Consider the following 12,803-nt stretch of genomic DNA (forward strand, 5'->3'; position numbering starts at 1 on the left):
GCCTCGGTCGAGGCGGCCCTTGCGGTCGACGTCGAGGAATTGGTGCCCGAAACCCGTTCGACCGACGAGTGGTTCGCCACCATCGGCGGTAACCGCCTGCCCGAGGAACTGCGCGAACAGCGGCGGCGGTTGCCCTTGGCAGGGCTGCGGGCACTGCGTAATCGGCCCTCGGCGCTCGAGAGGTCGCTTATTCGGATACGTCGTACTCGATATTTGTAAAATAATGGCAACGATGTTGTTGAAAACGTATTGACGGCAAGAGTGATAACGGCCACACTGTAACCATTATGCCTGGACGAGCCACTGTCGATGACCGGATCGACCCGGAATCCGCTCTTTGTGACCGCAGCGTCCACGGAAGCCCGATGTGGCGGGAGTGCAGTGGGGCGACGTGGTGAACGCGCCCGTGCGGGATGTGCCGCGCACGCGTGCCGCGCTGTTACCTGACGGGCGGCGGATTCCGGTGAGTGCCGTCAGTGAACCGATGTTCATTTCGATACGCCGAGCGAAATAGCTCAATCAACACTACTGACCAAATGATCATTACCGAACAGATCGTCATTCAAGCGTAGTGATCGTGGACCGATACATGCGCGAACCGCCGAAGGAGTGGTTACTGCCGAGACCGGTGGTGTGTACAAGGTGAACGTATTTTTGAACGTCAATTCGACGAATGCCCAGACTCCCGATGGGGGGCAGACGACGGTGACCTATAACGTCACCGTTGATTCGGGCGCGGGATGGAAGATTACCGATGTAGGTGGTATGGACGGCGCGCTACCACTGAAATAACAACTCCTCGACAGGCTGCGGCATGCGGGACGAAATCAGGGGGCGCTCACCGCATCGGCTGCTGCCTCGTGCAACGGCACGAGGCCGGTGACGAGTAGTCGCAGACCGAAGTCGAACTCACTTTCCAGAGTTTGCATCGGCAGGCAGTCGGCGACGGCGACCGTGGCGGGGAATCGCGCCGGATCGAGCCCGCGGAAGAGTGCGGCGATGGGAGCGGGGTCGATGTTGGCTTCAGTGTCATGACCCGCTAGCTGTGTGGCGAAGCCGACGACATACCGGGCCAGAGTGGCGTACACGAGCGCTGCGGACTCCGGCGGAAACCCATGGGCGAGCAGCATGGCCAAGACCCGCTCGCGCAAGAGGAGCGCATTGGGGCCGATGGGTACCTGCTCGATGAGAAGCGGCGCGATCCCGCGGTGCTGCCGAAGGGTCCCGAAGATGGCCTCTCCGGCCGCGACGCACACGCGTTGCCAGTCACCGTCGGGCGCATCGTCATCGATTTCGATCTCGCCGAGCACCCAGTCGACCACATGGCCGATGAGTTCGGCGCGATTGGCGACCGCACGGTAGAGCACTGCGGTGCCGGTGTCGAGGCGTTGGGCGAGTGTGCGCATCGACAGCGCGTCGGCCCCTTCCTCGTCGACGATGCGCAGCGCGGTCGTCACGATCCGGTCGAAGGGAACCCGTGGGCGGCCGGGGGAGCGGCGAGTCGTGGTGCCTGCGGGGTCTGGATCGGCAGTGGACACCCTCGCATTGTTGCGTATCGGGATGTTGGGCACCTGTTCAGTATATAAGGTAACGATGTTGCCGATATCGCTTGACTGGGCGCCATGTATCGGCAACACTGTAACCATTATGAGTCAACGAGCAGCTGCCGATGATTACATCGACCGGGATTCGCGCTTCGCGATCGTCGAGGGCCGCAACATTCACTACAAGCGGGCCGGGACGGGCCCCTCGGTGTTGCTTCTGCACGGCAGCGGCTCCTCGCTGCAATGCTTCGACCAGGTGGCCGTGGGGTTGTCCGCGTTCGACGTGATACGCCCGGACCTGCCCGGCTTCGGCCTCACGGGCCCGCGCGCCGACCGGGACTACCGGATACAGACCTTCGCCAATACAGTCGCCGCTTTCCTGGACTCCATCGGGGTCGCCAAGGCTTCGGTAGTGGGCAATTCACTGGGCGGCAACGTGGCCTGGAACTTCGCGCTGGATTACCCGCGGCGAGTGGACCGGCTGGTGTTGATCAATGCCACCGGCTATCCGGGCAAGTCGTTGCCGTTGGCGCTGCGCCTGGCGCGTAACCCGATCGGTCGCGTGTTGCTGCGTCGCCTATCGTCTCGGTCGGCCACCGAACGCAATCTGCGCTCGGCGGTGGGGTCGCGCAAGTCGGTGGTGGACGACGCGATGGTGGACCGGGTGTACGCGATGCTGACCCGGACCGGCAACCAAGAGGCGTTCATCGACTTCGCCAACACCGAACAGATCGACCGCACCACCGAGATCGCGGCCATCGCAGCGCCAACGCTGGTGCTTCGTAGCGCGTCCGTCGATGGTCAGCATTTCACTCGCGATATCCCCGGCAGCCTCGAACGGATTCATCCCAGCGGTGGTCACCTGCTTCCCGACGAAGATCCGGAATGGGTGGCCAGCGCGCTAGTGAACTTCTTGACCGAGGCGACCTCGCCGAAGAAGGGACAGTGATGAAGTATTTCGTGGTGCGCGGCGAGACCCGGCAGCTGAACCAGGTCACGCGTGCGGAACTGCGCGGTGACTTCATCGAATGCAGTGACGGCGTCACCCACTACGAGATGACGGGCCCCGCAGGAGGCGAGGTCGTCGTGCTCACCGGCGGTCTGACCATTCCGCTGTTCTACTGGGATCAACTCGTCGGCGAGCTGCATTCGCGCGGATTCCGGACTGTCACCTACAGCGCCTACGGGCGTGGCTATTCCGATCGTGTGCGAGTCACCTACGATCAGGCGCTGTTCGTGCGGCAACTGGCCGACCTGACCGGTCGTCTGGATCTGGCCGGGCCCTTTCATCTCGTCGGAACCTCGATGGGCGCGTTGGTGGCTATGGCTTTCGCTAACCAGCACACCGACCGCATCGCCACCCTGACGTTGGCCGGTCCCGCCGGGCTGCAGCCCCCGCCCGCCTTCGCCGCCTTGCTGCGCAACGAGACGGCGGGCACTTTTCTGGCGAAGAAGCTGGGCAGCACAATGCTCGGCCGGCACCTGTCACACAACGTCCGGAATCCGCAGCAGTCCGCGGCGCTCACGGCGATGGTGCGCGAGTCTTACGAGTTCGAAGGCTCGATTTACGCCTTGGCTGCTACCCTTGCCGACTTTCCGCTCGGCGCCCGTCAGGACCTCTACCGGCAGAGCGGGCGCCTGCCGTTTCCGAAGATGTTGCTGTGGGGCGACGAAGATGAAGTCACCCCGATCACGAGCTACGACGAAGTGTCCGCGTTGTTCGCGCCGACCGAGTCGTACATTATCTCGCCCTGCGGGCACATGGTCCCCTACGAGGAGCCGGTTCAGATGGGTCTTCGGTTCGCCGATTTCGTCGATACTGCCAGGAAAGAGTCGTCACGATGAAGACCGAGCCGAAGACTGAACTGATCGACGTCCTCGTCGTCGGGGCGGGGCCGACCGGCACCGCCTTGGCCATCGATCTGACGCGCCGCGGATCGACGGTGCGGATAATCGACAAAGCCGCGCACGCATTCGACGGTTCGCGAGCCAAGGGAGTCCAGCCACGCAGCCTGGAAGTGCTCGAGGACCTCGGCGTCCTCGACGACATCCTCGCTGGCGGAGCCACGTACCCACCATTGGGCATCCACGCGGGTCCACTGACGATTCCCTGGCACATGCAGTCCCGTAACGACGTGACATCCGATGTGCCGCACCCGAATACATGGCTGATTCCCCAGTTCCGCACCGACGCCGCGCTGCGCGCCGGACTGCAGCGGATGGGCGTGGCCGTCGAATCAGAGTGTGAATTGGCCGGATTCGAGCAATACCCGGATGCTGTGGTGGCGACGGTCACCGGTCCCGATGGTGTCGAGGAGATCGGCGCTCGCTACCTCGTCGGCGCCGACGGCGGCGCGAGCACGGTCCGCAAAACAGCCGGCATCGGCTTCGAGGGCTCGACGGACGAAGCCGATCGAATGATCATCGTCGACGCCGCGGTCGACGTGCTTTCCCGAGACCGCTGGCATGTATGGCCGCGGCCGGGTGGCCGGTTCGTCGGCGCATGCCCGCTGCCGCACTCCGATCGGTTCCAGGTGATGATTCGTCTGAACCTTGGTGAGGAACCCGCCCTCGACGAGGAGAGCCTCAACGCTCGCATCCACAGCCAGACCGGCGACAAGGGCTTCCGCTTGTCGGACATCGGCTGGAAGTCGGTGTTCCGCCCCAACATTCGCCTCGCGGACCGGTACCGTTCCGGACGGGTATTCATCGCCGGAGATGCCGCTCATGTACACCCACCCGCTGGGGCGCAAGGACTCAACACCGGCCTGCAGGATGCCTACAATCTGGGCTGGAAACTCGGACAGGTGCTCGCAGGGGCGCCGGACAGCCTGCTCGACACCTACGAGGCCGAGCGGCAGCCGATCGCGGCCGGGGTCCTGGGCTTGTCGACAAAGAAGTACGAGGGCCTGGCCAAACTCGACCCGTCGGCGATCAAACGCGGCAACGACGAACGCCAGCTCAGCCTTCATTATCGCGGCGGCCCACTGGTAACGGCCGATGCTGAACGAACCGCGACGCTGCACGTCGGCGACCGCGCGCCGGACGCGAAACTGCTGGATGCCACCGGGGGAGCCCAACTCCTCTTCGACCTCTTCGCCGGGCCGCATTTCACCGCGATCGCCTACGGTCCCGCGGCAGTCGAGGAACTGACAGCATTGTCATGGCCGTCGGCGGGCGCGGGACTGAAAAAGGTTGCCATCAATGGCGCAGATCAGGCGAATGCCCACGTGGTGCTCGCCGATATCACGGATTCCTTTGCCCGGACCTACGGCCTGACCGAATCCACCCTGCTGCTGATCCGTCCCGACGGCTATATCGGCTCCATCGCTACCACCAATATGGGTCGGGCAACCCTGGCATACGCCGCCGCGATGACCCCGGCCATCGAGGCACCCGCCGTACCCGGCATCGCGAGGAAGGCGTGAACTGCGACAACATCCCGCGTGGAACGGATGCGCCGTGGTCGGACGAGCTTCGGACGCCGAGTGCGCGGGCAAGATCGGGCGGCTGCCGTCGGCATTGCTGACGGGGCCTATATCCAGTTCGGATATCTAGTTCGGAAGTGCGATGATGTGGCATCTGATGGTCGATTTCGGTCTCGGTTCACCATTGCATTTCGTTGCCTCCTATGAGGCGGCGGTGACGTTCGCACGGGAGGCGATCGAAAAGGGTTGGGCCCGCGCCGTCGCTGTCGATGATCGAGTGGACCACAGCTATCCGGCGATGCCGTGCCAATGCCTGTATGCGCCGAGCGGCCCGGACGCCGCGCCTATGTTCTGAACGCGGTAAGCACGATGCTGCCCCGGTGAACCACGTCACCGGGGCAGCATCGTTTCAATGCGCGAGTCGGCGATGCTCGGCGAGACTGTCCAGCCCGAAATCCGAACGCGGGTTGCGCCAGACCGAGTGTGCGTGGTTGGCGTTGCGCTGGGTGTTGTCGTACTCGATGAGCAGCTCCGGGCCCTGGATGCGGTAGTAGTGCGGTTCACCGGCCTGCAGACTGCCCGCCCAGCCGAAGTGGACATGGTCGAGTACGTCGTCGGCTGCGTAGTGCGCGGTGTGCGCATCGGCGAGCGCACTCGGTGCACGACCGCTGTACAGATCGATGAGGTTGCGCAAAATGCCGCGCTGATCCGGGTCGAGGTCGCGTGCGGACAATCCCGTGGGCGGAATGTAGATTGCCGTTGCCGCGTGGTCGGCTTCGGTGTATCCGCTTCCTTCTTCGGCACGCCGGTCGATATCGTCGACCAGATCCCGCAGCGCCGGATCGGTGAACCTGCCGCGCCACAAATCCTGCATATGCATCATCGTGTCGCCGTGTGTGATGGTCGGCCGATTACCGGAGACGATGTCGGATACCGCGCTCTTGTGGAATAACGCCACCTGGTAACGGTCCGAGTCCAGCGACCGGGCCAATTGCCGCGCCGCCTCCTCCGGTCCGCCCAGTGGCCGCAATGCCGCGCCAAGCAAGGCGGTACTGGCCGGATCGGCTCCGATGAAACACGGTGTCGTCGAGACGATGCGACCGCCGACGATCAGGTAGTTCAGCGAGATGTGGTGGCCTCCGAAGCGCCATGCCCACACCGGGTCACCCGGTCGGCCGAACAACCTGAGCCAGTACAGGCTCGGATCTCGGCCCCGTTGCCGCCCCCAACGGACATGCCATCCTTCCACCTGATCGAGGACGTTCTCTAAACCCATCACTGTTGCGACCGTGGCATATCCGGCCCTCGACAGACCCGACGCGACCAGTTGCATCGCCAAGCTCTGCTGGTGTGCGGTCTGATCGCGAAGGGCGAGTCCACCGTGGTCGGTCGGGGTGTAGAACCATCGGAGTCGTTCGGCCTCCGCGTCCGGTGCCATGGGGGAGGCGAACTGTGCCTGAACTCGCTGTTCGACGGTGAGGGTGGCCAGCCACTCTGCCGCCCGGTCCGCCATGTCGGCAGCGACCAGCTCGCGGACGGAGCGGGTGGTCACCTCATTCGGCGACATCGAGCATCACCTTGATGGCGTTGTCTCGACGTTCGGCATAGGTATCGAAAGCCTCCCCGATGCCCTCTAGCGCGAAATGATGTGTCACCAGGTTGGCGGTCTGTAATCGCCCATGGGACGCCAGCGACAGCGCCCGGGCTACCGAGCCGGTGCCTTCGCCGCGGACGGTCTGGATCGAAATTCCGTTCATGACAGCGTGGTTGAGGTCGACCGACACCGGCTGTTCGAAGAACCCTGCCAAAACGACCTTGCCCGAGCGCTTGGCCATGTGGATCGCGTCGTCGACCGCACTCGTAGCGCCCGAGCATTCGATGACGATGTCGGCTCCGAGGCCGCCCGTGATATCCCGGACCGCGGCGACGGCATCTTCCTCGCGGACGTTGAACAGGTGGTCGGCCCCGAACTGCTTGCCGATTTCCAGTCGATCGGGGCGGGTGCCTACCAACGTCACCAGGTCCGCGCCGAGTTCCCGGGCTACCTGCACCGCGAGCAACCCGATGGGGCCGGGGCCGATCACCGCGACCTCGGCACCGACCAGGAGCGAGCCGAGCACGTCGAAGGCGTGCATCACGGTGCCTGCGGTGGTGAGGACGACGGCCGAGTCGAAGTCGATGTAGGCGGGCAGCCGATGCAGCGTAGAGACGTGGTTGACGACATATTCGGCGAAGCCGCCGTTGACCGTCATGCCCTGCACCCGATGGCCCTTGGCCTGGTTGCCGTAGTTCAAGCAGTCCGTATAAGCACCGGACAGGCAGTTGACGCAGCGCATGCAACCCCGATGTGCCTCCGTGACAACGCGATCGCCGACCGCGAACTCGTCGACGGCACTCCCCACCGCTGCCACGACGCCGGCGTATTCGTGGCCGGGCACGAATGTGTCCGGCGCCGGGCCTGCGCCCCCGAAGAATCGTCGGCTGCGAATCTTGAGGTCGGTGCCGCACAGCGACGCTCGGTGTACACGCACGAGAACGTCGTCCGGACCCGGGCGCGGTACCGGCAGAGTTTTGGTTCCGATAATTCCCGGCTCGCCGATTACGGCCGCGAGCATCGTATCCGGAATGGGCACAAGATCGCCTTTCGGTTGGTTATCGATGAATTAGGAGCAGACTACTTGAAGGAAATCTCTGGTGTCTGAGTTTTATTTTTTCTTTTCGCCGGTGTCGACGCTGTACTGGATGTATAAGTTTTGCCTATGGGGGGTGATGATTTTCGCTATTTCGTGCTCCCGTGTATGCGGTGGTACGGTCCGAAATATATGTAAATGCCGGAATCTATCAACCATGGAAAATGCCGGAGTTTCATCGGGCATGCGGTCGAGGAGTCAACGTTGGATCTTTGGATTGGCGGCAGAACGGCACTGGTTCTGGGCGGAGGCGGCGGCCTCGGAGGTGCGATCGCGGAAAGACTCGCGGCCGAGGGCGCCCAGGTGGTCCTCGCGGATATCCATCTCGAAGCCGCGAAATCACGCAGCGACGCGATCGTTGCCGCCGGCGGGCAGGCCATGGCGGTGGCATGGGATATCGCCGACCTCGATGCCATCCAAGGCAATGTCGCTGCGATCGAGCAGACCTTCGGTCCGGTCGGCATCTTGGTGAACAACACCGGCGGGCCGGCGCCTGCGCCGGTCCTCGGCCAGCCCCCCGCCCTGTGGCTCGACAATTTCCGGTCCATGGTTCTGTCTGTGATCGCGATCAGCGACAGACTCGTCCCAGGTATGCGGACGCGCGGGTGGGGTCGTGTCATTACCAGCACGAGTTCGGGGGTTGTCGCTCCCATCCCCAATCTCGGCATGTCGAACAGCCTTCGTGCCGCGCTGCTCGGCTGGTCCAAGACGCTGGCCCGTGAGGTTGCCGCGGACGGCGTCACCTGCAACGTCATCGTGCCAGGACGTATCGGCACCCAGCGGGTCGAGCGTCTCGACCAGATCAAGGCCGATGCGGAAGGCCGGACCGCCGAACAGATCGCGGCCGCCAGTGCGGCCACCATTCCGGTCGGCCGCTACGGCGACCCGCACGAGTACGCATCGACGGTGGCGTTCCTGGCGAGTGACGCGGCGTCGTACATCACCGGCTCGGTGGTGCGCGTCGACGGCGGGCTCATTCCCAGCCTCTGATACCGAAACCCTACAGCCACAAGGATTTCAACCATGGCCCTGCTCACGCGCGAGGCGAAGGGCGTCTTCGCCATTTCGCCGACACCCTTCGACGAGGAAGGCGCGGTGGACTTCGACTCACTGGGCCGACTCGTCGATTTCTACGAATCAGCCGGTGTCACCGGGATTACCCTCCTCGGCCAGCTGGGCGAGGCACCGAAACTGTCCCACCACGAAGCAACACGAATCGTGGGCAACGTTCTGCAGCGGACCAGGCTCCCCGTGGTCGTCGGAGTTTCCGCCCCGGGCTACGCGGCGATGCGCGCACTCACCGGCGATGTCATGGCGGCCGGAGCAGCGGGTGTCATGGTCGCACCGCCCAACACACTGCGTACCGACGATCGGATCGTGGCCTATTACGAGGGTGTCGCGGACGCGCTCGGCGACTCGGTCCCCTTGGTCCTGCAGGACTACCCGTTGTCGTTCTCGGTTGTCATGAGTCCCTCGGTTATTGCACGCATAGCCCGCGCTGTACCCAGCTGCGTAATGCTGAAGCACGAGGACTGGCCGGGGCTGGAGAAAATCAGCGCACTGCGCAATTTCGAAGCCGACGGTGAAATGCCCCGGATCTCGATCCTGTGCGGTAACGGCGGTCTCTTCCTCGATTTCGAGGCCGAGCGGGGGGCCGACGGCGCCATGACCGGATATTGTTTCCCGGAAATGTTGGTCGACGTGGTGGGACATGCCGCGGCCGGCCGCATCGAGGAAAGCCACGACATCTTCGACGCGCACCTGCCGCTGTTGCGTTACGAACAGCAACCGGGTGTGGGTCTGGCGGTACGCAAGTACGTCATGAAGCGGCGCGGACTGCTCGCCTCCGATGCTCAGCGCTTGCCGCGCAGTATGCTGTCGAGCCGAGCGCGGGCGGAAATCGACTTACTGCTCACCCGGCTCGGTCGCCAGGACAGCCGAGTCGAACTGGTCGGGTGAATCTATTTTCTGCACATTTGCGCCCGCCGTTCGCGGCGGTAACTTCGTCTGATGCGACTGCGTCAACTCGAGTATTTTCTCGCCGTCTGGGAAAGCGGATCCTTCAGCGCCGCCGCGGCGCGACTATATGTCTCGCAGCCGTCGCTGTCCCAGCAGATCCGTTCGCTGGAAAAAGAACTCGGCGCGGTATTGCTCGAGCGCGGACGGCATGGTCTTGCCCTCACCCCCGCCGGACGCGTCTTTTTGCCCCTGGCCCAGCGGGTATTGCAGGTTGCCGATGAAGCAGCGGACGCAGTACGCCAGGTTGTCGAGGGTCGAAGCGGCGACGTGCACGTGCTCACCGTGCGGTCCATCGCCTCGGGGATATTGCCGCCCAGCGCGGTGCGGTGGCACGCTCTGTTCCCGACCGCTGTCCTTCGGGTGCACGACTTCTCGCATCGCCGTGCCCTCGAGGACGCTGTTCGCAGCGGACAGGGCGACATCGCGGTCGGCCCGCGGCCCGAATTGTGGGACGGACCGGTCGCATCACTCGGTTACGAGGAGATGGTGCTGGTCGGCCCGACGGGACACGGTACGGGTTCCTCGGCGGAAGTGGAGGAACTCGCCGCCGCCGATTGGATCCTGTACGAGCCTGAACAAGGCATGAGTGAAATCGCCGAACGAACAGCGAACGCCCTCGGATTCACCCCACGCGCCGTAGCTCGTACCGGGCAGGTGAGCGCCGCACTGCTGTTCGCGATGGAAGGTCTCGGCGTAGCACTGGTGCCGAACAATGCCGTACCCGGCGGCTGGGTACAGCACACCAGACGTATCGGTCCCGGCGTCTACCGCGAGATCGTCGCCTACAGCCGCAGCGAGCCGACACAACTGGCGCAAAGGTATCGAGACTTACTCATCTCCCTCGAGCTTCCGCTCACCGACGCGGGCGATCTTCCGGCGGGCGCGCTGCGCTGTTAGCCACCCGGCGACTCCGCGCGGTGTGCCCCAGCGCGCCGAGCCCCGCCGCAATCACGACATCCGTGAGCTCGGTCCACCTGACATCGCGGTTCGCCATCATCGTTACCGTCACCGCGCCGATCGCGGATACCACCCGCACATGCCGCTCCTCGTCCGTCCACACGTCAGGGTCGAAGGCTTCCATAAGCGTGTGCTGCGCCCTCGAAAGACGCTGCATGATCTCCGGCTCTCGCGTTAGCCAGAACGCGCCGACAATGAGCGCGCCCGTTCCCGGCCACTCCTCGATCAGCTCGATCAGAGCACCGAGTAGCGCAGCGTCCCGCTCCGGCCCGACTGGAAGACCCTCGGCCGCAGCCGCCACCCGCTCGGCATGCTCCTCTGCGCGGGCGACCACGGCATCCTGGATCCGCTCCTTCGAGCCGAACCGCTTCAGCACTGCCGCCTTGGAGTAACCGGCGGCATCAGCGATCGCCTGCACCGGCCCCTGTGTGAAGCCATGCCGAGCGAACACAACAGCCGCCAGGTCGATCAAGGCGCGGTCTATTTCCTCGCTCGTAGGCTTCAGGGTCGACTTCACAACAGAATGTTACCAAATTGCTCACAAAGTGACTGAAATGGTTACGCACTTCGTGTGGTGGTCGACCGATGCGACTGCTCGCGCCGAGCGCCAGTCGGTCACTGCTCGGCTACGACTGGGTGGTGCTTTCTGGTGAGTCCACGGCGGTCGTAAGCGCGAGTGCCAAAGGCTCCGATAAAAAGGCCGAGAACGATGGTGATCACGCCGGCGATCACGGAACGTCCCAGCCCCGTTTCCCAGGTACCTCCGAAGTACAGGATTGACCGCGTTCCGAGGTAGATCTGGTGCATGGGCTCGAAATGGCTGAGGAATCGGATGGCGGGCGGCATGGCCTCCAGTGGTGTTGTTCCCCCGGAGCTGGGAATCGACAGCACGATGAACAGGAAGAGATTGACCACCATGCCCAGCCCGCCCAGGAGGGCGAGAATCGCCTGTGCGACCACTGCGACGGATGTGATCATCAGCACGCTGAACAGCCACAGCTGTCCTGGATGGCCTATGGGCATGCCGATCCAGGAGGCGATCCCCAGGTAGACGGTGCTGACGACCACCGCGATACCGGTCATGAGGCCCCACTTCACGATGAGGGTGGTCAGGCGGCTGTGTCCCGAGGGGCTCTCCATGTGGTAGAGCGGCCCGATCTCCGATGGCGTGAAACCGAGCAGCGAGTCGACGAGGTTGGTGGCGATCAGGGAGCCGGTGAAACCGGCCAGCGCGAGCAGCAAGGCGTAGTAGAACGCCGACAATCCGGCGCCGGTGCCGTCCGGAACCTCGTTGAATGGCGTGATATGTACCTTCATGGGCTCGGATAAGACAATGCGCGCGGTCCCGGCGAGAGGCTGACCGGTTGTCGTGGCCTGAGCCTGAGCCTGAGCCTGCGCCGCACCCGCGAGCAGTTGCCCACCGACTGCCTGGTTCGCCTCTGTCAGCGCCTGAGAGGCGAACGAGTTGACGATGGAGACGCTGGAGGTGTTCGCGAGGGGATTGGTGTACACCGTGATCTCGGGTTGCTGTGCGGCTCCGCCGGATGTCGCACTCTTCGTGAGCGTCATCAGCTGCTCGCTCAGGTCCGCGGGCAGGACGATCGCGCCGTAGAGCTTCGCCTTGCTCATCTGTTCCTTCGCCTCGGCGAGACTGACGAAGCGCAGGTCGAACTTGTTGTCATCGACCCCCTTGCGCAGGTTGTCGGTGATCTGCGCGCCGATGTCGACGTGCTGCCCCGATGTGCTGGTCGCGCCGGTATCGGCGTTGACGACCGCGATGGGAAAGCTGTCGAGGTCGTGGGAGGAGTTGACCGTGCTGCCCAGGTACAGCGCTGCCAGTGCTGCCATGACGACGGTGACGATGACTGCCGGGGGTAGCCACAATCGCGGCCCCAGCCTGCTTCCTGTCAGTTCTCCGTTGTTCGTCAAAAGTGACTCACCCCTTCGTGGTGACCATTATGGTTACTTGGTAACCGTAATGGAAACAACGCGGCGATGTCATATGCGCCACGGAGAGTTACCGCACACGCCTCCTCCTGCGATTACGCGGCAGTTGTCCGGACTGTGAACTGTTGCGCTTCGTGGTGTGGTCGAGCAGGTGCCGCATCAGCGTCGGTGACAGGGCTGCCAGCGTCTGCCATGGCGTCGGCCACCTCCCACTCCCG

General features: G+C 63.9%; 12 protein-coding genes. 7 read left to right on the forward strand and 5 right to left on the reverse strand.

Annotated features, from left to right (window positions below):
* Nucleotides 1–827: 827 nt before the first annotated feature.
* Entirely contained in the window at nucleotides 828–1,538 is a 711-nt protein-coding gene (locus AB0L58_RS34785) for a TetR/AcrR family transcriptional regulator C-terminal domain-containing protein (RefSeq protein ID WP_364393826.1), read from the reverse strand.
* Here AB0L58_RS34785 and AB0L58_RS34790 point away from each other — a divergent pair.
* The 4 genes from AB0L58_RS34790 (at nucleotide 1,531) to AB0L58_RS34805 (ending at nucleotide 5,327) form a co-directional block, all read left to right on the forward strand.
* On the forward strand, nucleotides 1,531–2,493 hold the full coding sequence (locus AB0L58_RS34790) for an alpha/beta hydrolase (RefSeq protein WP_364393829.1): 963 nt from the start codon (nucleotides 1,531–1,533) through the stop codon (nucleotides 2,491–2,493). The two genes, AB0L58_RS34785 and AB0L58_RS34790, sit on opposite strands and share 8 nt — an antisense overlap.
* 14 nt (nucleotides 2,494–2,507) lie before the next feature.
* A complete protein-coding gene (locus AB0L58_RS34795) occupies nucleotides 2,508–3,389 on the forward strand; it encodes an alpha/beta hydrolase (protein WP_364393832.1) in 882 nt (293 codons plus the stop codon).
* Complete coding sequence (locus AB0L58_RS34800; protein ID WP_364393834.1) at nucleotides 3,386–4,972, forward strand: FAD-dependent oxidoreductase; 1,587 nt, start codon at nucleotides 3,386–3,388, stop codon at nucleotides 4,970–4,972. Before AB0L58_RS34795 ends, AB0L58_RS34800 begins: the two co-directional genes overlap by 4 nt.
* A gap of 142 nt (nucleotides 4,973–5,114) precedes the next feature.
* Complete coding sequence (locus AB0L58_RS34805; RefSeq protein WP_364393837.1) at nucleotides 5,115–5,327, forward strand: hypothetical protein; 213 nt, start codon at nucleotides 5,115–5,117, stop codon at nucleotides 5,325–5,327.
* Nucleotides 5,328–5,381: 54 nt separating this feature from the next.
* Here the strand turns inward: AB0L58_RS34805 and AB0L58_RS34810 are convergent, their stop codons facing one another.
* Both AB0L58_RS34810 and AB0L58_RS34815 read right to left on the reverse strand, forming a co-directional pair.
* Complete coding sequence (locus AB0L58_RS34810) at nucleotides 5,382–6,539, reverse strand: DUF3500 domain-containing protein (RefSeq protein WP_364393839.1); 1,158 nt, start codon at nucleotides 6,537–6,539, stop codon at nucleotides 5,382–5,384.
* Nucleotides 6,526–7,605: a zinc-binding dehydrogenase gene (locus AB0L58_RS34815; protein ID WP_364393842.1), complete on the reverse strand. Its 1,080-nt coding sequence runs from the start codon at nucleotides 7,603–7,605 to the stop codon at nucleotides 6,526–6,528. The genes AB0L58_RS34810 and AB0L58_RS34815 overlap by 14 nt, the downstream gene beginning before the upstream one ends.
* A gap of 261 nt (nucleotides 7,606–7,866) precedes the next feature.
* On the opposite strand from AB0L58_RS34815, the gene AB0L58_RS34820 reads away from it, so the two are divergent.
* From AB0L58_RS34820 to AB0L58_RS34830, 3 genes are read left to right on the forward strand one after another with little or no spacing between them, the layout of a single operon-like run.
* On the forward strand, nucleotides 7,867–8,652 hold the full coding sequence (locus tag AB0L58_RS34820) for an SDR family oxidoreductase (RefSeq protein ID WP_364393845.1): 786 nt from the start codon (nucleotides 7,867–7,869) through the stop codon (nucleotides 8,650–8,652).
* A 33-nt stretch (nucleotides 8,653–8,685) separates the two neighbouring features.
* A complete protein-coding gene (locus tag AB0L58_RS34825) occupies nucleotides 8,686–9,621 on the forward strand; it encodes a dihydrodipicolinate synthase family protein (protein WP_364393848.1) in 936 nt (311 codons plus the stop codon).
* A gap of 51 nt (nucleotides 9,622–9,672) precedes the next feature.
* Entirely contained in the window at nucleotides 9,673–10,578 is a 906-nt protein-coding gene (locus tag AB0L58_RS34830) for a LysR family transcriptional regulator (RefSeq protein WP_364393850.1), read from the forward strand.
* On the opposite strand, the gene AB0L58_RS34835 is transcribed toward AB0L58_RS34830, so the two are convergent.
* Both AB0L58_RS34835 and AB0L58_RS34840 read right to left on the reverse strand, forming a co-directional pair.
* Complete coding sequence (locus AB0L58_RS34835) at nucleotides 10,535–11,155, reverse strand: helix-turn-helix domain-containing protein (RefSeq protein WP_364393852.1); 621 nt, start codon at nucleotides 11,153–11,155, stop codon at nucleotides 10,535–10,537. The two genes, AB0L58_RS34830 and AB0L58_RS34835, sit on opposite strands and share 44 nt — an antisense overlap.
* A gap of 98 nt (nucleotides 11,156–11,253) precedes the next feature.
* Nucleotides 11,254–12,567: an ABC transporter permease gene (locus AB0L58_RS34840; protein ID WP_364393855.1), complete on the reverse strand. Its 1,314-nt coding sequence runs from the start codon at nucleotides 12,565–12,567 to the stop codon at nucleotides 11,254–11,256.
* Between the last annotated feature and the right edge of the window lie 236 nt (nucleotides 12,568–12,803).

This window comes from Nocardia sp. NPDC052112, from assembly GCF_040680135.1.
GTDB lineage: Bacteria > Actinomycetota > Actinomycetes > Mycobacteriales > Mycobacteriaceae > Nocardia.